This window comes from Horticoccus luteus (genome assembly GCF_019464535.1).
Lineage (GTDB): Bacteria > Verrucomicrobiota > Verrucomicrobiia > Opitutales > Opitutaceae > Horticoccus > Horticoccus luteus.
Window position 1 is genome coordinate 2,923,612 of record NZ_CP080507.1, and the last position, 22,967, is coordinate 2,946,578.

Here is a 22,967-nt window from a genome sequence, read left to right on the forward strand (position 1 = left end):
CCCCGCCAACATCCGCCGCAGCTCAACGTCGGCGCGCGTTAACCAGCCCGTGCCTTACACGTCAGCGGATTGACACCTAAACGCCTTCGCCTCATCCGGTCTCGGATGAAACCCCCGCTCTGGATCACCGTTTTCGCGCTGGTCGGCTCCCCGGCTTTTGCGCAATCCCAGGCCGCCGCCGATCACGGCTCGGAAGCCGTCCGCTACACCGGCGCCGCCGCTGCGGAGTCCACTCAGGCCGCCGTCGCCGCCGCCGCTGGCTCCCTCCGTCTCACCTCGAAGATCGCCGCGGTCCCGCTCTGGCTCGCCGGCAGCGCCGCCGTCTCCGCTGGTGCCACCGTATCCGCCGTCGGCTCGTCCGCCGCCGCTGTCGGGGCGAGCGCCGCCGATGCCGCCCGGCAGACATGGGATTTTTCGTCCGGCGATCCCGCTTCGCGCCCCAGCCTCGATCCCTCGGTGGGTCTGCCGCCCGCGCCGGTTCCACCCGCGCCGCCCCCGCACGACCCTTCGCCCGCCGAGATGCTCAAGCAAAACCAGCGCTGATCCCGCCATGAAGCTCACCCGCCTCCTTCCACTCTTCGCGCTCACCGCGCTCGCCACATTCGTCGCCCCTGCACCCGCCTTCGCCGGCAGTGCAGCGGGCAGCCGCACCGGGGCCGAGAAATTCGGCGACGCCACCATCCGCCAGTTCGCGGAAAAAGTGAACGCCACGCTCGATGCGAAGAAAGTCAATCTCGCGATCATTGCGCGCTCCGGCCGTCCGCGCTCCCAACTACCTCAGGGCATTACTTATACACACGTGGCCATCATCGTCTTCGAGCCCGTGCGCTCCGCTGATGGCCACATCGGGCACACCTATACTGTCTATAATCTGTATCAAGGCGACCAAGGCCGCGCCAACCGATCCTACCTCGCGCAGGACTTTACTTACGATTTTGTTTCCGGCACCGCCGAGCGCGACGTCGCGGTGTTCGTCCCGATCGAGGCGCTGCAAAAACGCATCCTCGCCGTGATCCGCTCGCCGGCCTATCAGGCGCTGCACAATCCCGACTATAACCTCGTCACCAACCCTTGGGTTGACCGCTTCGACAACTGCGTCACCCACACGCTGAAGATCTGTGTCGCCGCGATTTACCAAACCGACGACCGCGCCCGCATCTACGACAACATCCGCCGCTACTTCAAACCCACCCCGGTCAAGCTCAACGGCCTGCAGGCGTTTGGCTCCTCGTTTATGAGCAGCGTGAGCCGGGCCGACATGGATAAATCGGGCCTCCAGACCGCCTCCTACGACTCACTGAAAGCGTTTTTCGCCGAAAACGGGCTCATGGAGGAATCGATGACCATTTCCATGGACTGAACCCGCCGATCGGGCGCCTGCCTTACGCCTCCGCTGCCCCGGCACGGAGGCCTTTTTGTGTGCGGATGCCTATAACTTCTTCCCCACGAACACGCCGAGCACGAGCAACAGCACGCAGACCGCGAGAAAAAGGAAGAAAATGATCTTGGCGATCGCGGCCGCCGCTCCGGCCAAAGCCGCGAAACCCAGCGCCCCCGCTGCGATTGCCACCAGCGCGAATATTAAAGCCCATTTTAGCATAATAAAGAAAGGTTTACTGTTGTTTGCTCGCGCAGACCGAGCGCGCTTCCCTCCGTTCCTGCGCCGTTGGCCGGCGGCGTTTTATAATCATCACTCACAGCGATTGACACCCTCTCGGCTCACCGCAGATTTTGTTCATCGCCCGCATGTTCCACCGGCCTCCAGCGCGCCACGGCGGCGCCAAGATCTGATGCTAAATTTAGAAAGAAAAGTTTTTACGGGTCTCGCCGGGTCCACCGCGATGCTCCTCCTCATCGGCGCCCTCACGTGGTGGAACGCCGCGCGCCTCGTGGACACCTTCCGCTGGGTCGAACACACTCAGGAAGTCATTGGCGACCTCAATGAGACGCTCGTCGAGGTGCTGAACATGCAGGTCGGCGCGCGTAATTACCTGCTGTTGGGCGATGAAACGTATCTGGAAGCCTATCGCCACGCCGCCGCGGAAAGCCGCCGCCGCGCCGCCATCGTCCGCCAGCTCACCGCCGACCAACCGGCGCAACGCGCGCGGATCGACGCACTTGACCCTCTGCTTGCCGAAGCCGCCGTCCGACTCCAAGCCCGCATCGACCTGCGCCAGGCGCAAGGCGTCAGCACCGCGACCGAAGCGAAAACCTCTCGCAGCCACGACATCATCGTGCGCATCCGCCAGACGATTGGAGAGATGCGGCGGCACGAAGAGCAGTTGCTCGCCCAACGCTCCGCCGCGGTCGTGCACGCCTTGGAGCTCACCATGGCCTGCGTCGTCCTCGGCGGCGCTCTCGCCATCGGCTTGGTCACCGTGGCCGGCATTCTCATCGGTCGGGATTTTCGCCTTCGCCGCGAGGCCGAGTCCAAGCTCGAGCGCAACCGCGCCATGTTCGAAAGCCTGTTCGAAAATGCCGCGGACGGATTGATCGTCGTCTCGCCCGCCGGCAGCATCGTGCGCCTCAACCGCACCGCCGAGCGCCTCTTTGGCCACACCCGCTCCGCGTTGATCGGCCATCCGGTCGAAGCCCTCCTGCCCGAGGCATTTCGCGCCGCCCATGCGGCGAAGAACGAAGATGCACCGGCCGACGGTTTTGCGCCCGCGCTCGACGAGCGAATGGACTACGTCGCCCGCCGCGCCGACGGCTCGACCCTCCCCGTCGAGATCATGCTTTCGCCCCTCGAAACCGACGATGGCCGCGTGACCCTCGCGACGGTCCGCGATCTCACCCGCCGCCGCGCCGCCGAACAAAAGATCACGCAGCTCAATGCGGATTTGCAGCGCCAAAACGGCCAACTCACCGCCGCCGTGGCCGAGCTCGAAGCCTTTTCCTACTCCGTGTCGCACGACTTGCGCGCACCCCTTCGTCACATCGACGGATTCTCCGCACTCCTCGGTCAGCACCTCAACGGCAACGCCGACGAGACGAGCACCCGCTACCTTGACACGATTGGCCACGCCGCCCAGCGCATGGGCCGGCTGATCGACGACCTGCTCGCGTTCTCCCGCGCAGGTCGCACCCCCGTCAAACTTGAGCCCGTCGCCCACGATCACCTGCTCGCCACCGTCATCCGCGAACTCAACCTGAGCGGATCCACCGCCCCCATCGCCTGGCAAATCGCCCCGCTCCCCACGCTGCCCGGCGACCCCGCGCTCCTGCACCAAGTGTGGTCCAACCTGGTCGAAAACGCCGTCAAATATTCCTCCAAGAATCCCGCCCCCCGCATCGAGATCGGCGCGCAGTTGGGCCCCGACGGCACGGAATGGATTTTCTTCGTGCGCGACAACGGCGTCGGCTTCGACATGCGCCACGTCGACAAACTCTTCGGCGTCTTCCAACGCCTGCACGCGATGTCCGAGTTCCCCGGCACCGGCATCGGCCTCGCCAACGTCCGCCGCATCGTTACCCGTCATGGCGGCCGCACCTGGGCCGAAGGCGTCAAAGGCACCGGCGCCACGTTCTATTTTTCCCTGCCCCGCGATGCCGCCGCCGTCGCTGCTGTTCAACCGCCCGCTCCCGCCGTTGCTTCCTAACCGCCCCTCGCACCATGTCGCCACTGCCACCCCTGCGTCCCATTCTGCTCGTCGAGGACAATCCCAACGACGTCGAGCTCACTCTGACGGCGTTGAAACAAGCCCGCCTCGCCAACGAAGTCATCGTCGCCCACGACGGTGACCAAGCCCTCGACCTCCTCTTCCGCCGCGGCGCGCACGCCGGCCGCACCGCCCCCGACCCCAGCGTCGTGTTTCTCGACTTGAAAATGCCCGGCACCGACGGCCGCGACGTCTTGCGCCAGATGCGCAACGCCCCCGCCCTCGAAAATCTGCCAGTCGTAGTCCTCACCTCCTCCCGCGAAGAATCCGATTTGCTCGAAACCTATCAACTCGGCGCCAACGCCTACGTCGTGAAGCCCGTGGGCTTCAGCAACTTTATCAGCGCCGTCAGCAAACTCGGCTTTTTCTGGGCCTTGATCAACGAGCCGCCGCCGACTCCCCGGGCCTGATCTTTTCAGATGACGATCCTTTATTTGGAAGACGATGCCGCCGACGCCGCGTTGGTGCGTGCCCACCTCGAACCGCACCTGACCGACTGCCACCTCGTCGTGGCGCCTTCTTTCGCCGCTTTCGAAGCCGCGCTGCACGGCCCTCCGCCCGACCTCATCCTCGCCGATTTCAAAGTCCACGATGGCGACGGTCTCACCGCCCTGCGCACCGCGAAGGCGACTCTCCCCGACACGCCGTTCATCCTCCTTTCCGGCACCATCGAAGAAGACGTCGCCATCGAATTCATCCGCAACGGCGCGCAAGACTACGTCCTCAAGGGCAATATCAAACGGCTTCCCGTCGCGATCCAACGCGCCGTGCGCGAAGCCCACGAACAACGCCTGTATCGGGAAGCCCGCCACCGCCTCGTGCAGCAAGGCGAGATGATCGAACAGGCCAACGAAGCCATCGTCATCGCCGACCTCGCCGGCCACGTGATCTCCTGGAACCGCGGCGCGGAACGCATCTTCGGCTGGACGCTGGCCGACGTCGTCGGCCGCCGCCTCCGCGATGTCGCCTGGCCCGAAGACGCCGCGGCCATCATCGCCGCCTCCGAAGCGTCCGTGCAATCCTCCGCGTGGCGCGGCGAATTGCAGCTTCATACGAAGGCGGGCAAGGAAATCACCATCGAGGTGCATCATACCCTCGTGCTCGATGAAGCCGGCCGGCCCAAAGCCCGCCTCACCATCAGCACCGACATCACCGAAAAAAAACTGCTCGAAGCCCAATTCGCCCAAGCCCAGCGCATGGAAAACATCGGGCTCCTCGCCACCGGGATCGCGCACGACTTGAACAACATGCTCGCGCCGATCCTCATGGCCGCGCCCCTCCTCCGCTCGGCCACCACCGAGCCGCGCGCGCGCCGCATGCTCGACACGGTTGAACAATGCGCCGAACGCGGCGCCGCGCTCACCCGCCAGATTCTCTCCTTCGCCCAAGGCTCTGCCGGCCAGCTCAAGCTCGTGCAGATCAAACACCTGCTGCGCGACATCGTGAATCTGGTCCAGCAAACCTTCCCCCGCTCCATCAAGTTGGAGGCGGACGTGCCCAACGACCTCTGGCTGATCCAAGCCAATCCCGTCCAGATCCACCAAGTTCTGCTCAACCTCTGCGTCAACGCCCGCGATGCCATGCCCCACGGCGGCCGGCTTTCACTCCGCGTGCGCAACACCCTGCCCGACGAAATCGTTCCGCTCGGTCCCGACGCCAGCTCCACCGCCCGCTTCGTCGTCATCGACATCGCCGACACCGGCACCGGCATCCCGCCCGAGGTGCTGCCCCACATCTGGAAACCGTTTTTTACCACGAAAGAGCAAGGCCACGGCACGGGTCTCGGCCTGCCGACCGTCAAAGGCATTATCGGCAACCATCAAGGACACATCATCGTCCAGACCGAAGCAGGCCAGGGCACCCTCTTCCGCGTCATCCTTCCCGCCTCGCCCGACGGCGCCGATCGTCCCGAATCCTCGACCGCCCTCCCTCGCGGCGCCGGTGAACTCATCGTCGTCGTGGACGATGAGGCCCACATCCAGCAACTCTGCTCCACCATCCTCACCCGCCAAGGCTACGATGTCCTCGTGGCGTCCGATGCCGCCGACGCCGTGGGCTGGTTCTCCCAACGCAGTCACGAAGTGCGCCTCGTGCTCACCGATTTGCAAATGCCCGACTTCGATGGCCTCGCCCTCTCGCGCGTGCTCAGTCAGATCAATTCCAACATCAAGATGCTCGTCATCACCGGCCTGCCCACCGCCGAACAACGCCTGCGCGACGCCCCGCCCTGCATCAAGGGCCTCTTGCTAAAACCTTTCACAGCCGAAGCCCTCATCCGGCAGGTGCACGCGATTCTGCATCCGCCGGCGTCCCACGACCTCCCGCCCTCCTGATCCCGCCGCGGTGCCGCTCAACGGCACCCGCACTCTTCGCGCAGATACTTCTCGATCTCAGCGCGATTCGCTCCCGTGCGCTGTTGGATCCGGTCGACCAATCCCTCGCCCTGACCGTTCGCGAGCTGAAGGTCGTCCTCCCGGAGATTTTTGAATTTTTCCCGCAGCTTCTCCCGCGTTGTCTTCCAATCCGGTCCCGTTTTGTCGGCGTTCATCGACCTCCTGACCAGCCGCGCGCGCGACAGTTTCGCTTCACCGGGCCATCACTTCGCGCGCCCGCGCCGCCAGCAAATCGATTAACCGCGGATGCTCGCCCAGCAAAGGCGTTCGCCGCACGCGCCCACCCGCCGAAGCAGCCTCCGCGCGCGCACAGATTTGCGCCACGTCACCCTGCGGCCCCGCATGCCGGCCTTGTTGCAGAAAAAGTTGCGCGACCACCACGTCGCCTCCCCTCCACCCCGGCGCGTCCAACAGCGTTTCCAGCAACGGCTCGTTGAACGCATACGCTTCGCCCGCGCGCCGCTCCATGCTGCACGGCGCCACCTCCGCCGCTCCGCCGAGCAGCACCGCCAGTTGTGCCGCGATCTCGTCGCGCGCCGCCGTCACCGCCCGCACCGGACTTCCATGATCGACCACCGCCACCTTCGTCGCGCCCCGCGCCGGCCCCGTCGCGCGCACAAAATCCGCCAGCATCTCCGCCAGCACCATCTCGCCCGCCCGATGCAGCGGATCCGCCACCGTCATCGTCAGCCCGCCAAATTCTCCGCGCCACCGCTCCGTCGATTCCGGCAAAAATTCCGTCAACGCCCGGCTCGGTCCGATGAAGAGCGGCACCACGCCAAACCGCCGCGCCCCCGCGTTCGCCCGCCTGCGCACCGCCGCCTCCAGGACTTCCGCCGCCCGCCCTCCCAATTCCGCCGCCGGCACCTTGTCCGCATGCAGGACCGACACCGGTTCAACCAGCCGTCCAAGACGCGCGCCCAGTTTTTCCGCCAGCGCGCGCAGCGATCGAATCGCCGCCGGCGCCAGTGAACCGTTGTCGACGAGAAACAGGTGCTCGCACGCCTCCGCCATCAGGCCACGTTCGCCAGTTCCACCACGCCGGACGCCGGCACCGCCAGAGCCGACGCCTGCGTCAACACCTCCGCCAGCCGCACAACCTCGCCCACGATGATCAACGCCGGTTTCCCGAGAATCGTCGGCGCCAGTTCTCCGGCGCTGCCCAGCGTTGCAACGCGCACTTCCTGGGTCGGCAGCGACGCATTGGTCACCACCGCCACCGGCGTGCTCTCGCGCAGCCCGCCCGCCGTAAGCGCCGCCGCGATCTGCGGCAGCCGCCGCGCGCCCATGTAAATGCACAACGTCGCCCCCGTTTTCGCGAGCGCCGCCCAATCCACCCGCGTCTCCGCCTTCGCGCACTCGTGACCGGTCACAAACACCACCGCCGACGCGTGGTCGCGATGCGTCAACGGCACGCCCGCCGCCGCGCCCGCCGCGATCGCGGCCGTCACGCCCGGCACGATTTCGCACGGAATCCCCGCCGCCGCCAGCGCGTGCGCCTCTTCGCCGCCGCGCCCAAACATCAACGGATCGCCGCCCTTGAGCCGCACGACATGGTGGCCCGCCTGCGCCTCCGCCACGAGCAGCGCCGTCGTTTCCTCCTGCGGCACGCAATGCCGACCCGCTCGTTTTCCCACGTAAATCGCCCGCGCCGTCGGGCACAACTTCAGCAATTCCGGATTCGCCAGATCGTCGTAAATCACGACCTCGGCCTCTCTTAACGCACGTTGTCCGCGCACCGTAATGAGCTCCGGATCGCCCGGCCCCGCGCCGACCAGCGTCACGCGCCCGAGCGATTGGTCATAAAGTGAAATTTGTTCTTTACTGAACATCTAAAGTTTAGATTTTGAATCTTCCGCCAAGAATCAAACGCAAAATTTGTCATGCTCCCGAACGACCCGACCAAGCTCAGCAAGAACGAACACCAGAAGCGCAGCGATCCCACGCTGGGCGGCACCATCTCCCGCGTGCTCAACGATCCCACCGCCGAATTCTTCGCCGACGACGACGTCCAGTTTCTGAAATTCCACGGCGTGTATCAGCAGGACGACCGCGATCTGCGCAAGACCGGCAAAAAATACATGATGATGGTCCGCAGCCGCATTCCCGGCGGCGTGATGACCTCCGCGCAGTGGCTCACCTTCGACCGCCTTTCCACCGAACACGGCAACAACACCCTGCGCGTCACCACGCGCCAGTGCATCCAGTTCCACGGCGTGCTGAAGCCCGGCCTTCGCTCCGTCATCAACGGCATCGTTCAATCCCTTCTCTCCACCCGCGCCGCCTGCGGCGACGTCAGCCGCAACGTCACCGCCTCGCCCACGCCCGCCGTCACCAAAGCGCGCGCCCAGGTTTACGCCGACGCCCTGCGCACCGCCTACGCCCTCGCGCCCCGCACCGCCGCCTACGACTCCATCTGGATCGATAACGAGCAGCTCAACCTCGAAGATCCCGCGCACAAAGGCTTCGTCGATCCGCTCTACGGCGACGCTTATCTCCCCCGCAAATTCAAGGCGTCCTTCGTGATTCCGCCGGTTAACGACATGGACGTCTTCACCAACGACATTGGCTTCATCGCCATCGTCGAAGGCGATCGCCTCCTCGGTTACAATGTCGCCGTCGGCGGCGGCATGGGCCGCAGCCACGGCAACGCCGAAACGTATCCGCGTCTCGCCGATGTCATCGGCTTCGTCGAATCCGCCAACATCATCCCCGTCGCCCAGGCGGTGCTCACGATCTTCCGCGATTACGGCGATCGCATGAACCGCAAACACGCGCGCTTCAAATACGTCGTCGAAGAAATGGGCTCCGACTGGGTGCGCGACGAAGTCGTCCGTCGCACCGGCATCGCGATTCCCCCGGCGCGCCCCTATGAGTTCACCAGCACGGGTGACGTCTACGGCTGGAATCGCGCCGTCGACGGTTCGCTCTTCCTCACGCTCTTCGTCGAAACCGGCCGCATCAAAGACGTCGACGGTCACCGCATGAAGACCGCCTTGCGCGAGGTCGCGGAGCAGTTCCCCCACTTCGAGTTCCGCCTCAGCGCCAACCAGAACGTCATCCTCGCCAACATCCCCGACGCCGATCGTCCGCGCCTCGACGCGCTGCTCGCGAGCCACGGCGTGAAGACCGAGCGTCAGGCCTCCCTTCTTCACGCCTCCGCGATGGCGTGCCCCGCCCTCCCGACCTGCGGCCTCGCGCTCGCCGAGTCTGAGCGCATGTTGCCCGGCCTCATCGACAAGATCGAAGCGATCACGGCCGAGCTCGGCCTCGCCGACGAGGAAATCATCATTCGCTCCACCGGCTGCCCCAACGGTTGCGCCCGCCCCTACACCGCCGAACTCGCGTTCGTCGGCAAAGCGCCCGGCCGTTACCAAATCTGGCTCGGCGCCAACGCCGCCGGTTCCCGCCTTAATCGCCTCTACCGCGACGCCGTGAAAGAACCGGACATCGAAAACGAGCTCCGCGCCGTCTTCACGCGCTGGCGCGACGAACGCCTCCCCGGCGAACGCCTCGGCGATTTCGTCGCCCGCGTCATCTGGGCCGAGCAAGCCGCCGCCCAGGCCGCCGCCGCTGCCGCCACGCCGCCACCCGCGCCCGTCGCCGCCGCCGTCGCCTGAGCAACAACGCTCCACTTCCTCCCGCTTCCTCTTCCCGCTCGCGTTTCCCTCCATGAAGGAAAAAGCCCGCCGCAGTCTCGTGAAAGCCATCTCCTGGCGCGTCACAGGCACGCTCGATACGATCGTGATCTCCTACCTCATCACCGGCCAGGCCAAGTGGGCCTTCAGTATTGGGTTCGTGGAGCTGTTCACGAAAGTCACCCTCTACTTCATCCACGAACGCGTCTGGGACCGGCTCTCATTCGGCCGCGTCAACCCCGCGTCAACGTATTCCATTTAACGTCCCGCCTCCGTCCCGCCATGTCCGCTTTTTCGCCCGACCAAATCGCCGCCGCCAACGCCGCCCTCCGCACCCAGTCCCCGCTCGACGTCGTGCGTTGGGCGATCGCGCAAGCCCACGGCCGCGCCATCGTCTCCACCAACTTTCGCCCTTACGAAGCCGTCGTCCTCCATCTCGCCACGCAGGTGCAGCCCGACATTCCCGTCCTCTGGGTCGATCACGGCTACAATCGCGCCGCCACCTACCAACACGCCGAAGCCCTGCGCGCGCGCCTCAAGTTGAACCTGCAACCCTATCTCCCGCGCCTCACGCCCGCGCACCGCGATGCCATCTACGGCGGGATTCCCACGCTCGATGACGAGGAGGGCCTGAAGAAATTCAGCGCGCAGATGAAACTCGAACCGTTCCAACGCGGCATGCGCGAACTCGCGCCCACCGTCTGGATCACCGCACTTCGCCAGGTGCAAAATCCCCATCGCGCCGGCCTCGACCTCGTCTCCCACGACGCCAACTTCAACTCCCTCAAGGTCAGCCCCGTTTTCTATTTCAGCGACGCCGAGATGGAAGCCTACCTCGCGGAGCACCAACTCCCCAACGAGTGGGACTATTTCGATCCCGCGAAAGCCGACGAAAAACGCGAATGCGGCCTCCACGCCGCCTGGGGCGGTCGCGCCGTCGCCTCCGCTCAATAATCCCGTGACGCCTTCCCTCGACTCTCCGGTCCGCGTGCACAACTACCACCTCGACCATCTCCAGCACCTCGAATCCGAGGCGATCCACCTCATGCGCGAGGTCGCCGGCGAATTCGAACGCCCCGCGCTCCTGTTTTCCGGCGGCAAGGATTCCATCTGCCTCCTGCGCCTCGCCGAAAAAGCGTTCCGCCCGTCGGATATTCCGATGCCGCTGCTCAACGTCGACACCGGCCACCACTTCCCCGAGCTCAACGCGTTTCGCGATCGCCGCGCCGCCGAGCTCGGCGCCAAGCTGATCATCCGCCGCGTCGAAGACGCCATCGCCCAAGGCATCGCCACGCCCGCGCCCGGCGAAATCAGCCGCAACAAACTCCAGATCCCCACCCTCCTCGCCGCCATCGAGGAATTCCGTTTCGACGCCTGCATCGGCGGCGCCCGGCGCGACGAAGAAAAGGCCCGCGCCAAAGAACGCTTCTTCAGTTTCCGCGACAGCTTCGGCCAGTGGGACCCAAAAAACCAGCGCCCCGAAATCTGGAATCTCTACAACGGCCGCCTCAACGCCGGCGAAAACATGCGCATTTTTCCCCTCTCCAATTGGACGGAGATGGACGTGTGGGAATACATCCGCCGCGAGCAGCTTGAGGTGCCCAGCATCTATTTCAGCCACCGCCGCTCCTGCGTCCGCCGCCACGGCCAATGGCTGCCCGTCACCGATATTCTCCCGCCGAAACCCGGCGAGACCGTGCGCGAACTCGTCGTCCGCGTGCGCACCATCGGCGATATCATCAGCACCGGCCTCGTCGAGTCGCCGGCCGACACCTTCGACGACATCATCGCCGAAATCGCCGCCGCCCGCGTCACCGAACGCGGCTCGCGCGCCGACGACAAAGCCTCCGAAGCCGCCATGGAAGACCGCAAAAAAGCCGGCTACTTCTGATCCCCGTTTCCCGCGCCTGAACACATGTCCATTTCTCCCGCTCCCGAATTGAACGCCACCCTCGCCCCCGAGCCGCTCTCGCCGTCGTCCATTGCCTCGACGGCGCTCGCCACGCACCCGATCGACATCCTCCGCTTCAACACCTGCGGCAGCGTCGACGACGGCAAGTCCACCCTCATCGGCCGGCTCCTCTACGATTCAAAATCGCTGATGGAAGATCAGATCGAGGCGCTCGAACGCTCCGCCGACATCACCGGCGGCGGCCAGATCAATCTCGCCAACCTCACCGACGGCCTCCGCGCCGAGCGCGAGCAAGGCATCACGATCGACGTCGCCTACCGCTACTTTGCCACGCCCCGCCGCAAGTTCATCATCGCGGATACGCCCGGCCACGTCCAATACACGCGCAACATGGTCACGGGCGCCTCCACGGCGAACCTCTCCATCGTGCTGGTCGACGCCCGCACCGGCGTCATCGAGCAAAGCCGCCGCCACTCCTGCCTCGCCTCGCTCCTGCGCATTCCCCACCTCGTCGTCGCGGTCAACAAAATGGACCTCGTCGGCTGGAGCGAAGAACGCTTCCGCGAGATTCGCGACGACTTCGAAAAATTCCTCCCGCGCCTCGATATCAAGGACGTCAAGTTCATCCCGATCAGCGCGCTCAATGGCGACAACGTCGTCTCGCCTTCCCCTCACACCCCCTGGCACGTCGGTCCCCCGCTGCTCGGCCACCTCGAGACCGTCCACATCGCCAGCGATTGGAACCTCTCCGGCTTCCGCTTCCCCGTGCAATGGGTCAACCGTCCGCATTCCCCGAGCAACCCGCGCTTGCACGACTTCCGCGGCCTCAGCGGCCAGATCGCCGGCGGCGTCGTCCGCCGCGGTCAGAAAGTGCTCGTGCTCCCCGCCGGCATCACCACCTCCATCAAACAAATCTGGACCTACGACGGACCCGTGGACGAAGCCTTCTGCCCGCAATCCGTCACGCTCGTGCTGGAGCACGACCTCGACGTCAGCCGCGGCAACATGATCGTCGGCCTCGACGACTTCATGCCCGGCGCCGGCAGCAATCTCCACGCGAAGATCTGCTGGATGCACCCGCGCCCGCTTCAACGCGGCAAAAAATACCTCCTCAAGCACACGACCAACACTGTCCAGGCGGTCGTCTCCGAAATCGAAAACCGCATCGACATCACGACGCTCGAACCCCGTTCCGCGCCGGCCGAACTCGCACTCAACGACATTGGCGAAATTCGCCTGCGCACCGCCAAGCCGCTCTTCTACGACGGCTACGCGACCAATCGTCTCACGGGCTCGTTCATCCTCATCGAGCAAGGCACCAACGCCACCGTCGCCGCCGGCATGCTCCTCCCACCCAAGCAAGTCGTGCGCGCCGACGAAATCGACTTCGTCATCTGACGCCCGCTCCCCGGAAACGCGCGCCGTGCGCTCCGCCGCACGGCCGCTCCCGCGCTGCTCGTCTCCACCGCGCGCTGCGCCGCGTTCTTCGCCCGCAAATCGGTTTACTCTTCCGCGCACGCCTGTTACCTCTCTGCCCGTGAAGATTTCCGTCAAAGTCGACTATGCGTGCCGCGTGCTGACTGAAATCGCCCGACTGCACGGCACCGGCACCCTCGCGCAAATCGAGCACCTGGCGAAAACCGAGGCCGTCCCCCCTACGTTTCTCGCGCAAATTCTCAGCGAATTGCGCAACGGCGGGCTCATCACCAGCCGCCGCGGCGCCCAAGGCGGTTACGCGCTCGCCCGCCCGGCCGACCAGATTTCCCTCTACGACATCGTCACCGTCATCGATGGCGATGTCCTCGAACTCAGTGGCAACCACGCCGGCCGCACCGGCCGCCGCCTGCGCGCGGTCTGGCAGGACATCCGCACCGACCTCGCCGAGAAAATGAAAAGCTACACCGTCGACCGGCTGCTCGCGCAAAACGCCGCGGAAATGTATTACATCTGAGCGCACCCGCCTCGCCGGGTCGCCGCCCGCGCCGCTATGCCGCGATTTTGACTCGCCTGCGCTCCCGCCCTGCCCTCCGTTTTCCCGACCGCCCTGCATGAGTCTCGAGTCCATCAAACAAGCGCTCCTCCAATCCTACGATGCGGATGGCGGCATCAACCATCTCGACGGCATCAACCTGCCCGGCCAGGAATCCGTCAACCTCCTCGCTGCGCAGTTCATGCACCTGCTGTTTCCCGGTTATTTCGAGGAGACTGGTCTGAGCAAAAACGAAGTCCCCGCGTGGGTCGACCGCCTCCTCGCCAGCGTCGATGCGCGCCTGGCCGCCGAGATCGAAAAGAGTCTCCGCTTCGCCCGTCGCGATGAGCCCGCCCGCCTCGCCCGCGAACTCACCACCGCCACGCTCAGCCGCCTCCCCGAAGTCCGCCGCATCGTGCAGACCGATGTCGCCGCCGCCTACCGCGGCGATCCCGCCGCCCGCAGCGTCGAGGAAATCATTCTCGCGTATCCGTGCGTGCTCGTGATCTCGCTCCAACGCGTCGCCCACGTCCTCTATTCGCTCAACGTGCCGCTGCTTCCGCGCATGCTCACCGAATACGCCCACGAACGCACCGGCTGCGACATCCATCCGGGCGCCGAAATCGGCTCCCACTTCTTTGTCGATCACGGCACCGGCGTCGTCATCGGCGAAACCGCCCGGATCGGCCACCACGTCAAAATCTACCAAGGCGTCACGCTCGGCGCGAAGTCCTTCCAAGTCGACGATTCTGGCGCGCCCGTGAAAGGCGTGAAGCGCCACCCGAAACTCGAGGACCACGTCGTGGTTTATCCCGGCGCCACGATTCTCGGCGGCGATACCGTCATCGGCGAAAACTCCGTCGTCGGCTCCAACGTCTGGCTCATGCAATCGATGCCGCCCAACAGCATCGCCTATTACCAAGGCGACCAGGCTTCCATCGTCCGCGCCCGGCGCAAAAAAGACGATCTCCTCGGCGACAACGGCGGCGATTGGATGATCTGACGCCGCTCGCGTTTCCGCGCGCCCCCGCGCGTTCGCCATTCCGTCCATCGCCGGCGCTCAACGCCGCTTGCGCAGCACCGCCACCGATTGCCCGAGCGCGCCCACGCCGGTGAGCTTCCTCCCGTCGTCGAGCACCACTTCGCCCTCAAACGGGATGTGCGGTTTGTCGCCGTCCCACACCGCCTCCACGTCCATCTCCAAATAATACGCCCACCGCTTGATCGCTTCCCGGTCCATGAACTGGTTCAAGTGATCGCCCGGCTGCCCGTGCTCGAGCATGTGGCGAAACACTTCCCAGTGCGACGGAATGAAGAACTCGAGAAACGAAAACACGATCGCGCCGCCCGGTTTCAACACCCGCTTCGCCTCCTGCAGGTAGCGATAACTGTCCTCATGCTTCAAATGCGTGAGCACCGAGAAGAAACACACGAAGTCCGCCGTGTTGTCCGGCGCCTCGATCTTCACGCCGTTGGCCACCGCAAAGACCCAGTCCGACCGCTGCGCCAGTTCGCGCGCATACGCCAGCAACTCCTCCACCACATCCGTGCCGAGATACCGCACGCCTGGCACTGCCGCGAGCTGGCACGCCAGCCGCCCGCTGCCACAGCCCACATCGATCACCCGCGAATCCGCCGTCAGGCCGAGCTGCACCAGCAACGCACACTCCAGCTTGCCCATCGCCAGAAAATTTCCGCCCACCGCCTCCCGCAACGCCGCGTCGCGATCCAGTTTCGCCCGCAAGCGGGCCACATGGGCGGGATAAGTGACAAGGAAGCCGTCGTTCATACGCGGGGGAAAAGAAGGGGCCGCGCCTTGCCCGGCGCAACGGCGAAAACCTCATTCGCCGCTCCACTTTGGCCCCCGCCGCTCCGTCATCCCTCCGCTCCAAACGTGATTCCCTGCGCCAGCGGCAACGCGTCCGAATAATTTACCGTCGCCGTCTGCCGGCGCATATACGCCTTCCACGCATCGCTGCCGCTCTCCCGCCCGCCGCCCGTCTCCTTCTCGCCCCCAAACGCCCCGCCGATCTCCGCGCCGCTCGTGCCGATGTTCACATTCGCGATGCCGCAATCGCTCCCCCGCGCGGAGAGAAATGTTTCCGCCTCGCGAAGGTCGCGCGTGAAAATCGCGGAGCTCAACCCTTGCGGCACCGCGTTCTGCCATGCGATCGCCTCCTCGAGTGTCCGGTAGCTCATCACATACAGGATCGGCGCAAACGTCTCCGCCTGCACGACCGGCCACTCGTTGCGCGCCTCCACGAGGCAGGGCGACACATACAGTCCACGCCGCCGCTCGCCGCCGCACAAAATCGTTCCGCCACTCCGCTTCGCTTCCGCCAACGCGTTCATCATTCCCGCCACCGCCGCCTCGTCGATCAACGGCCCCACCAGCGTCCTGCGCTGCAGCGGATTGCCGATCGACAGTTGCCCGTAAGCCGCCACGAGGCGCGCGACCAGTTTGTCCTTCACCGACTCGTGCACGATCAACCGCCGCGTCGAGGTGCAGCGCTGTCCCGCCGTGCCGACGGCACCAAATAGAATTCCGCGCACGGCCAGCTCCAGATCCGCCGACGGCGCCACGATGATCGCGTTGTTGCCGCCGAGTTCGAGCAACGTCCGCCCCAGCCGCTGCGCCACCACTTCGCCCACGCGTTTCCCCATCCGCGTCGAACCCGTCGCCGACACCAACGCCACCCGGCGGTCCGCCGCCAGTCGTTCGCCCACCGTCGCACCGTCGCCGATCACAAGGCCGAAAATCGCCGGATCCACGCCATTCGCGCGGCAAACTTTCTCCGCGATCTTCACGCAGGCGATCGCCGTCAGCGGCGTTTTTTCCGACGGCTTCCACAACGTCGCATTCCCCGCCACCGCCGCGACGGCGCTGTTCCACGACCACACCGCGACCGGAAAGTTAAACGCCGAAATAATCCCCACCACGCCCAACGGGTGCCACTGCTCCATCATCCGGTGCCCCGGCCGTTCCGAGGCGATCGTCAACCCATGCAACTGCCGCGAAAGTCCCACCGCAAAATCGCAGATGTCGATCATCTCCTGCACCTCCCCCTCGCCCTCGGCGATGATCTTGCCCGCCTCGAGCGACACCAGCCGCCCGAGCGCCGCCTTCCGTTCGCGTAACGCATTGCCGAGCTGTCGCACCACCTCGCCCCGCTTCGGCGCGGGCACCTCCCGCCACGCCAGCCCCGCCCGCTGCGCCGCCGCGGCCACGCGTTCATAATCCTCGCCCGTCGCGTGTCGCACGCGGGCCAGCGGTTTCCCGTCGATCGGCGAGCATTTCTCCACTGTCTCTCCGCTCGCCCGCCACGCGCCGTCAAAGACGCCCGCGTTGCTTTTCGCCGACAACCCCAGCTCCGGAAAAATCGCCCGCGCCACGCCCGCCACCGACGTCATGCCACTTTTCTTTTTCATAAATTTTGTCCCGTTCTCGTGTCACTTCCCGGGTGCGCGGGCGAGCCCGCGTCACGCGCCATACACGCGCCCGCCCCACTTCGTCGCGAGAAACGCTTTGAGCGGCACCGACTCCTGTTTCACGAAACCCGCGCCCAGTTTCCCGCCCGCGAACAATTCCAAAATCGCCACCACGCCCGCCGCCGTCGTGAGCTGGATCGCCGACAACGTGCGGCGCTGCACCACCGCGCCGCGCATTTTCTTCACGAAGCTCCGTTGCACGAGCCGGCCTTTCACCGTCCCGACGACGCTGACGTAAAACACGACCACGTCGTGATCCGTCAGCGGCACTTCCTGGTCGAAAATCTGTGTCAACAACTCCTGCCGGTCCGCAAGATTCAGATCCTGCAGCATGAAACGCATCAAGTCGCGGTGCCCCGGATAGCGCATCGTCTTGTAGTTCAACTCGCCCACTTTCCCCTCAAACGTTTCGCACATCGTCGCCACGCCGCCCGACGTGTTGAACGCCTCGTATTCCACCCCATCGACCGTCAGCCGCTCCACGCCGTCCAGCGGCAGCGTCGTGATGCGTTTTCCGCCATGCAGCGCCTCGCCCAGCTGGCAGTATTCGTTGATCAACCCCGCCGTGCTCCAGCTCAGGTAATATTTCATCTGGTTGCTCGCGAACAACGGCAGCGCCCCCACGCGCATCTCGCATTGCCGCACGTTGTCGAGGGATGACGCCAGATCTCCGCCCACGATATTGATCGCGCCCGGCGCCAATCCGCACTGCGGCATGAATGTCGCCTTCGCGTCTTTCGCCAGCGCGCGCACGAAGTTCGTCGTGTGCACATCCTCCGTCAGGTCGAAATACGAAACGCCCCGCTCCGCGCACGCCTGCGCAATCGTCTTGTTCAAAAAATACGGCGCCGCGCTCACGACTGCGTCGCACTTCTTCACCAACGCCGCCAACTCCGCCGCCTCTTTCACGTTCAACGTCACCGTGCGCGCCTTCTTCAACCCGCTCACCTCAACGTCCGACCGCGCATCACCCAGCACGACCGCGCGGCAGAACCGGCAGCTCTCCAGCAACGTCGCAATGGTTGCGCCGACTTTGCCGGCGCCGATGATTCCGATTTTCATGGGGTCCTTGGGGTAAATATTTTTCTCGTGCGCCGCCCTCCGCCAGACGCCGCCCATCCGGCCGCTAAGTCGAATGCGCCGCCGTCCTCCGCGGGTCCGTCGCCTCGATGATCACGCTCACCGACTTCTGATTAAAGCCTTTGAATCCGCCCTTGCGCTGCAGGTTCTCCAGATGACTTCCGATCGCGCCGTCGCGCCGAAACGTCGCCGCCTGCTCCGCGCTGATCAAGCCGTCGCGCCGCAGCCGCTCGATGCGCTCCGGTGCCACGCGCCACCGCTCGCCCTCGGTAAACGCCTGTTTCAAAAAGTCGAAATCGGAAAACGGTTTCATCGTGCCCACGCCTTCCGTCGCGAGTTGCTCGCGCAGGCGCGCGAAATCGAAACGCGCTTCCAGATGGTGCATGCCCGCCGCCAGGAAACTGTCGCCATGCAATCCGCACCACAGACCCACCGTGCCCAACCGCGACGCCGGCGGCAGCCGGTGCGTGGAGAAATCCACCGCTGTTTCCTCCGGCATCAGGTCCACATCAGCAAACACCACGATACCCGTCACCCGCTGCTCCAAAATCTGCGCGCCCCAGCCCGCCTCCGCCCCGGCGTAATAGCGTTCCCGCTTTTCAAACCCCAGCCGCAGCAGAAACGCGATGAGATCCGCGAAGTGCGCGCGCGAGCACCGGAAGGTGTGGTGATCGTGATTTCCCCAGCCGAGTCCCAACGCATCCTGCCGCCGCTTCTGCACGCGCGCCGCCCGGTTGCGCTCCTCCCAAAACCGCCGCTCTTCCGCGAAAAATAACTCGCACGCCGCGTCGCGATCCACGTGGCGCAACACCTCATCCAACCGCGCGAAAGCCTGCGCCACGCCCCCTGCATCCTCGGCGAAATCCCGCGGCCGCGTCCGCCAGAGTTCGCCCGCCCGCAACGCCCCCGCGACAAAATCCGCCGTCGGTTCACGGACGACAAAACCGCGATAGCCCAGCCGCTCCACCGCGCTCAAGCGCGTCCCCGCCTCGTCTGCGATCACCGCGCGTCGAAGCCGTGCGCCCCACGCGCCTTCGATCGCCGCGCCTGCCGCATGCTTCGCCACAAAATCCACCAGGCGTTCCGGCCGCACCGCCAGCTCCACCGGCCCGCCGTCACGACTGCCGCCCGCCCGCACCACGACCCGCGGCATCATCGCGCGCGGATGCCACCACACCGCCACATCCGTGGGCGCCTCCACGCGCTCCTCCGCGAAGCCCGCCGCGCTCAACTCCGCCACGTGCTCCGGCGCCACCGTTACATGGTCGACCCACTCATAAAACTCCGTGCCCGTTTCATCGCGCATCCGTTCTGCGAGCCGCCGGGCCACCGCGTTGCCGCGGAGAAACGCCTCAATCCACCGCGTAACCAGCGCCTCCGCCTCGTGCGCCAGCGGCCAGTCAAACGTGGCCGGCGCCGACGCTCCTTTCGTTTCCGATGCCGCAGGAGAAACCATGGGGTAATGGGTGTCCGCGGACCGTGCCTCAGTTCCCCGACGGGTCCACGCGAAACCCAACCCCCGCGCCCCTTTACGCCAAACGCGGTAGCCGCGCCCGCACCCCGTAGGACCGGCGCTCGTCGCCGCGCCCATCTCGCGCGCGTCGCTCTCGGCGCCGTTGCCCCTTCCCGACCATGCGTGCCATTCGCGAGCAGATCCCCCACGTCCGCCGTGCCGGCACGCTACCTGCGGCCAAACAACTCCCACATCAACACCGCTCCTGCCACCGACACGTTAAGCGACTCCACGCGCCCACTGCCCGGAATCGTCACCAGCCGCGAACACGCCGCCGCCACGTCCGCCGCCAGGCCATGTTCCTCGTTGCCGAGCACGAGCGCGACCGGCCTGCCCTCTCTCCCTTTCGCCTCCGGCCGCCCGCCCCGCGCCGCCGCGCCCGCGACATCATAACCGGCCGCGATCAACGCGCGCACCAACGCCGCCAGCCCCGGCACGCAAAAAACATCCACCGCTTCGAGCCCGCCCTCCGCCACGCGAAATGCCGCCTCGCCCGGCCGCGCCGCCGCCGGATCGTCGGGCAGCACGATCTTGTTCACGCCGAAAAATCCCGCCGTCCGTGCCAGCGCGCCCAGATTGTGCGCGTTGCCGATGCGATCGAGCAGGAGCACCGCCTCACCGCGCGCCGCCCACGCCTTCAACTCCGCCGCCGTCGGCGCTCGCAACGCCGGCGCTGCTACGATCGCCACAATGCCGCCGTGATGGATCGAGCCCGCGATCTTCGCGAGCTCCGCGGTTTCCACGCAGCGGTAAACGCGTTTCGATTCCGCGAGCGCCTTGCACATTGCGCCGACCTTCCGGCTCGTCTCGCGATCGAAGAACAACCGCTTGATCGACGCCGCATCCCGCGCAAACCGCGCCCGCACCGCCGCCAGCCCGCAAATCGTGAGTTCCCCGCCTTTCATCCGAGCAGTCGATGCCGGTCAGCGACGCAACACCACTCCGGAATTGGCCGGCCTTAATCCAGTTGGAATTCGATCGGCACCTGCAAATGAAACCTCACCGGCTGGCCATTGCGTTCGGCCGGCGAGAACTTCCATTGCCGCAAGGCCTCAAGCGCCGGTTCTTCGAAAAGCGGCTCCGACGACAAAACAATCGCGGCATCCAGAACCCTCCCGCTCTCGTCGACGATGAAATCGACCGTGACGATGCCCGTAACTCCCGCCGCCAACGCCGCGCGGGGATAGAAAGGAGCCACCCGCTTGAGCGGCTTGGGCGCCACATCCACGTCGGCGTTCTCTGAAATCGCCGCCACGTCATTGAACACGACCGGCAGAAGGAATCGTGCCGCGGCTGGTTTCCCTTCGGCCCGCAACGGCTGAAAGCGCCATTCCCGAATTGCCGCCAGGGCCTCCGTCGCCAACGCCCGCTCTCCCGCCTGCACCCGCGGAAACAGCACCCTTCCTTCACCGTCGATCACGACCTCCACCGTGACCGTCGCGCGCGGTAAAGCTCCGGACCAGTAATTGCGTGGATCCGATGGCATCACCATAGTCTTCAACTTCGGTTGCGCATCGAGCTTCCGCGCGGTCACGACCGTCGGCCCATTGACGTCATCCGCCCCGGCCGCCTCCAGCACGGCGGCACACCGTTTCGCATGACAAAGTTTCGCCACCTGCAAGATCGGCCAGTTTCCGTGCAATTTCACGCGGATGTCCCATCCATCCTCGATTGCCCGCTTTAACACGTTCTCGAGATCGAGCCCCACCGCCGCTTCGATGTTACTCTCCGCATTTTTCCCTTTCACGTCCACGCGGGCGCCGTGATTCGCCAGCAACCGCGCGGCTTCGGCATGTCCGTAAAGAAGCGCCAGGTCCAGCGGCTGCAGTCCCGCCCGGTCGGCGGCCGCCACCGAAGCGCCCGCTTGCAACAACGCTTTCACTGTTTCCCCATCACCTCCCACGGCCGCGTAGTGCAAAGCCGTGCGACCATCCGCCGACACGGCATCGGCCGGAGCGTGCGCGATGAGCAGGTGTTGCACGACCACGACGTATCCCTGCAAGGCGGCCGACATCAATGCGGTGATCCCATTCTTCGTCGCGGCCGAAACCGGCGCACCCGCTCGCAACAGCAGATCCACGAACTCCGGATCGTCCCACGCTGTCGCGGCGATCAACGCCGTTCGTCCACGGCTTTCCGCTTTCGTTTGCGCGCCCCGCGCCAGGAGAAATTTCGCCATGCCTTTTCGGCCGGAATAAATCTTCGAAATCAGCACGCGATCGAGCTGGTGCGATTGCCGACCTCTGTCCCCGTCCTGCTCCGCGAGGATCTCGGCCACGGCCAGTTGGTTTTCATTGATCGCGGCCGCCATCGGAGTCCGTCCGCTGTCATCCCTCTTATCCGCATCCGCATGCGCCCGTAACAATTCGCGCACGACACCCGCATGGCCTCCGCCGCTCGCGAACAAGAGTGGCGTGGCACCTCTTTCGTCCTCGCTGTCCTGCGCCGCTCCCGCCGCCAACAGTGCTCCCACCGCCGCCTCCCGTCCCTTCTCCGCCGCCCAATGCAGCGGCGTAGACCTCCCTCCGTCGCGGCCGATGTCAACTTTCGCCTTGGCCTGCACGAGACCGCTAACCGCCGACGCCAGTCCGGCTTCTGCGGCCAAATGCAGCAGCGTCGGTCCTCCGCGTCCCGCCTCGTTGACTTCCTTCTTCGATAACGCCGTGAAATCGGTCCGGCCGTTCAACATCATGTCCACCAGCGCCGCCTGCACCCGCGGACTCGGTAAAAACGGCCGCGCCGGCACCCAGCCCTGCGCATCCCATCGCAGTAACACCGGCTGCCCTCGTGCCTCATCTTCCGTCAACGGAATCGTCACCGTTCGTTTGAATATGGTCGTCGACGTGACGACCGGCACCGCTTGCGCGGCGATATGTGTAAGCTTCCCGTCGATCAGCCACGCAAAGACCACCACCGCGGGCTCCGCTTCATGTCCTTCCCAATATTCCTGCCACCCGGCCGACCGAATCCCCCTCATTCCTCGGGCCACGCCTACCGCCGCCACGAGCTCCCCCGCCCGCAGGCTCGCCCCCGGTGGTTGCTCCGGACGCCGGGAAATCGAATAGCTGGGCGACCAGCACAGCAAACGCGCGTTCTCCCGCACCTCCCCGGTCAACGTCCATTCCGCGCCGGCCGGCGCCGCCACGGTCTTGCCACCCACCGTCACAAAAATCTGCTTCCCGTCGACGGCTGCGATGGGCGCCAACTCGCCATCCACGCGGCATGCCAATTGGAGTCCCGCCGCATACCCGACGTTGACAGACGCTATTCCAAGCACGACCACCAGCCAGATGGGGAAAACACGTCGCATAGGG

The 22,967-nt window shown here is 65.5% G+C and carries 22 protein-coding genes; 12 read left to right on the forward strand and 10 right to left on the reverse strand.

Annotated features, from left to right (window positions below; all coding sequences use genetic code 11):
• Nucleotides 1-105: 105 nt before the first annotated feature.
• The gene (locus K0B96_RS11980) at nt 106-543 is read left to right on the forward strand and encodes a hypothetical protein (protein ID WP_220161131.1); all 438 of its coding nucleotides are present in this window, start codon (nt 106-108) and stop codon (nt 541-543) included.
• 7 nt (nt 544-550) lie between these two features.
• Entirely contained in the window at nt 551-1,360 is an 810-nt protein-coding gene (locus K0B96_RS11985) for a DUF2145 domain-containing protein (protein ID WP_220161132.1), read from the forward strand.
• A 69-nt stretch (nt 1,361-1,429) separates the two neighbouring features.
• Here the strand turns inward: K0B96_RS11985 and K0B96_RS11990 are convergent, their stop codons facing one another.
• Entirely contained in the window at nt 1,430-1,600 is a 171-nt protein-coding gene (locus tag K0B96_RS11990) for a DUF1328 family protein (RefSeq protein WP_220161133.1), read from the reverse strand.
• Between the two features lie 241 nt (nt 1,601-1,841).
• Between K0B96_RS11990 and K0B96_RS11995 the strand changes: the two genes are divergently transcribed.
• Genes K0B96_RS11995 through K0B96_RS12005 form a run of 3 tightly spaced genes read left to right on the forward strand, consistent with a single transcriptional unit; the run spans nt 1,842 to nt 5,992 of the window.
• Entirely contained in the window at nt 1,842-3,599 is a 1,758-nt protein-coding gene (locus tag K0B96_RS11995) for a sensor histidine kinase (RefSeq protein WP_220161134.1), read from the forward strand.
• 14 nt (nt 3,600-3,613) lie between these two features.
• Complete coding sequence (locus K0B96_RS12000) at nt 3,614-4,069, forward strand: response regulator (RefSeq protein WP_255558643.1); 456 nt, start codon at nt 3,614-3,616, stop codon at nt 4,067-4,069.
• Between the two features lie 9 nt (nt 4,070-4,078).
• Nucleotides 4,079-5,992 carry a hybrid sensor histidine kinase/response regulator gene (locus tag K0B96_RS12005; RefSeq protein WP_220161135.1) on the forward strand — a complete coding sequence of 638 codons (1,914 nt, stop codon included), beginning with the start codon at nt 4,079-4,081 and terminating at the stop codon, nt 5,990-5,992.
• A 17-nt stretch (nt 5,993-6,009) separates the two neighbouring features.
• Here K0B96_RS12005 and K0B96_RS12010 read toward each other — a convergent pair whose 3' ends face one another.
• Genes K0B96_RS12010 through cobA form a run of 3 tightly spaced genes read right to left on the reverse strand, consistent with a single transcriptional unit; the run spans nt 6,010 to nt 7,884 of the window.
• A complete protein-coding gene (locus tag K0B96_RS12010; RefSeq protein WP_220161136.1) occupies nt 6,010-6,207 on the reverse strand; it encodes a CsbD family protein in 198 nt (65 codons plus the stop codon).
• 37 nt (nt 6,208-6,244) lie between these two features.
• Complete coding sequence (locus K0B96_RS12015; RefSeq protein WP_220161137.1) at nt 6,245-7,066, reverse strand: sirohydrochlorin chelatase; 822 nt, start codon at nt 7,064-7,066, stop codon at nt 6,245-6,247.
• Nucleotides 7,066-7,884: a uroporphyrinogen-III C-methyltransferase gene (cobA, locus tag K0B96_RS12020; protein ID WP_220161138.1), complete on the reverse strand. Its 819-nt coding sequence runs from the start codon at nt 7,882-7,884 to the stop codon at nt 7,066-7,068. The genes K0B96_RS12015 and cobA overlap by 1 nt, the downstream gene beginning before the upstream one ends.
• 51 nt (nt 7,885-7,935) lie before the next feature.
• On the opposite strand from cobA, the gene K0B96_RS12025 reads away from it, so the two are divergent.
• The 7 genes from K0B96_RS12025 (at nt 7,936) to K0B96_RS12055 (ending at nt 14,574) form a co-directional block, all read left to right on the forward strand.
• Complete coding sequence (locus tag K0B96_RS12025; protein WP_220161139.1) at nt 7,936-9,672, forward strand: NADPH-dependent assimilatory sulfite reductase hemoprotein subunit; 1,737 nt, start codon at nt 7,936-7,938, stop codon at nt 9,670-9,672.
• Nucleotides 9,673-9,724: 52 nt separating this feature from the next.
• Nucleotides 9,725-9,952 (forward strand): DUF2061 domain-containing protein, encoded by a 228-nt coding sequence (locus tag K0B96_RS12030; RefSeq protein ID WP_220161140.1) that lies wholly within the window; start codon nt 9,725-9,727, stop codon nt 9,950-9,952.
• A 20-nt stretch (nt 9,953-9,972) separates the two neighbouring features.
• Nucleotides 9,973-10,644 (forward strand): phosphoadenosine phosphosulfate reductase domain-containing protein, encoded by a 672-nt coding sequence (locus K0B96_RS12035; protein ID WP_220161141.1) that lies wholly within the window; start codon nt 9,973-9,975, stop codon nt 10,642-10,644.
• Nucleotides 10,645-10,735: 91 nt separating this feature from the next.
• Nucleotides 10,736-11,581 (forward strand): sulfate adenylyltransferase subunit CysD, encoded by an 846-nt coding sequence (gene cysD / locus K0B96_RS12040; RefSeq protein ID WP_345779929.1) that lies wholly within the window; start codon nt 10,736-10,738, stop codon nt 11,579-11,581.
• A gap of 24 nt (nt 11,582-11,605) precedes the next feature.
• Nucleotides 11,606-13,000, forward strand: a complete 1,395-nt coding sequence (locus tag K0B96_RS12045; protein WP_220161142.1) for a sulfate adenylyltransferase subunit 1 — start codon at nt 11,606-11,608, stop codon at nt 12,998-13,000.
• A 139-nt stretch (nt 13,001-13,139) separates the two neighbouring features.
• Complete coding sequence (locus tag K0B96_RS12050) at nt 13,140-13,553, forward strand: RrF2 family transcriptional regulator (protein WP_220161143.1); 414 nt, start codon at nt 13,140-13,142, stop codon at nt 13,551-13,553.
• Nucleotides 13,554-13,650: 97 nt separating this feature from the next.
• A complete protein-coding gene (locus K0B96_RS12055; RefSeq protein WP_220161144.1) occupies nt 13,651-14,574 on the forward strand; it encodes a serine O-acetyltransferase in 924 nt (307 codons plus the stop codon).
• A 57-nt stretch (nt 14,575-14,631) separates the two neighbouring features.
• On the opposite strand, the gene K0B96_RS12060 is transcribed toward K0B96_RS12055, so the two are convergent.
• The 6 genes from K0B96_RS12060 to K0B96_RS12085 form a co-directional block, all read right to left on the reverse strand.
• On the reverse strand, nt 14,632-15,360 hold the full coding sequence (locus K0B96_RS12060; protein WP_220161145.1) for a class I SAM-dependent methyltransferase: 729 nt from the start codon (nt 15,358-15,360) through the stop codon (nt 14,632-14,634).
• A gap of 86 nt (nt 15,361-15,446) precedes the next feature.
• A complete protein-coding gene (amaB, locus tag K0B96_RS12065; protein WP_220161146.1) occupies nt 15,447-17,000 on the reverse strand; it encodes an L-piperidine-6-carboxylate dehydrogenase in 1,554 nt (517 codons plus the stop codon).
• A gap of 51 nt (nt 17,001-17,051) precedes the next feature.
• Nucleotides 17,052-18,122 (reverse strand): saccharopine dehydrogenase family protein, encoded by a 1,071-nt coding sequence (locus K0B96_RS12070; protein ID WP_220161147.1) that lies wholly within the window; start codon nt 18,120-18,122, stop codon nt 17,052-17,054.
• Between the two features lie 64 nt (nt 18,123-18,186).
• The gene (locus tag K0B96_RS12075; RefSeq protein WP_220161148.1) at nt 18,187-19,596 is read right to left on the reverse strand and encodes a hypothetical protein; all 1,410 of its coding nucleotides are present in this window, start codon (nt 19,594-19,596) and stop codon (nt 18,187-18,189) included.
• A gap of 224 nt (nt 19,597-19,820) precedes the next feature.
• Nucleotides 19,821-20,558, reverse strand: coding sequence for a TrmH family RNA methyltransferase (locus K0B96_RS12080; protein ID WP_220161149.1), 738 nt, complete (start codon nt 20,556-20,558; stop codon nt 19,821-19,823).
• Nucleotides 20,559-20,611: 53 nt separating this feature from the next.
• Nucleotides 20,612-22,963, reverse strand: a complete 2,352-nt coding sequence (locus tag K0B96_RS12085) for a TonB family protein (RefSeq protein ID WP_220161150.1) — start codon at nt 22,961-22,963, stop codon at nt 20,612-20,614.
• Nucleotides 22,964-22,967 lie beyond the last annotated feature (4 nt).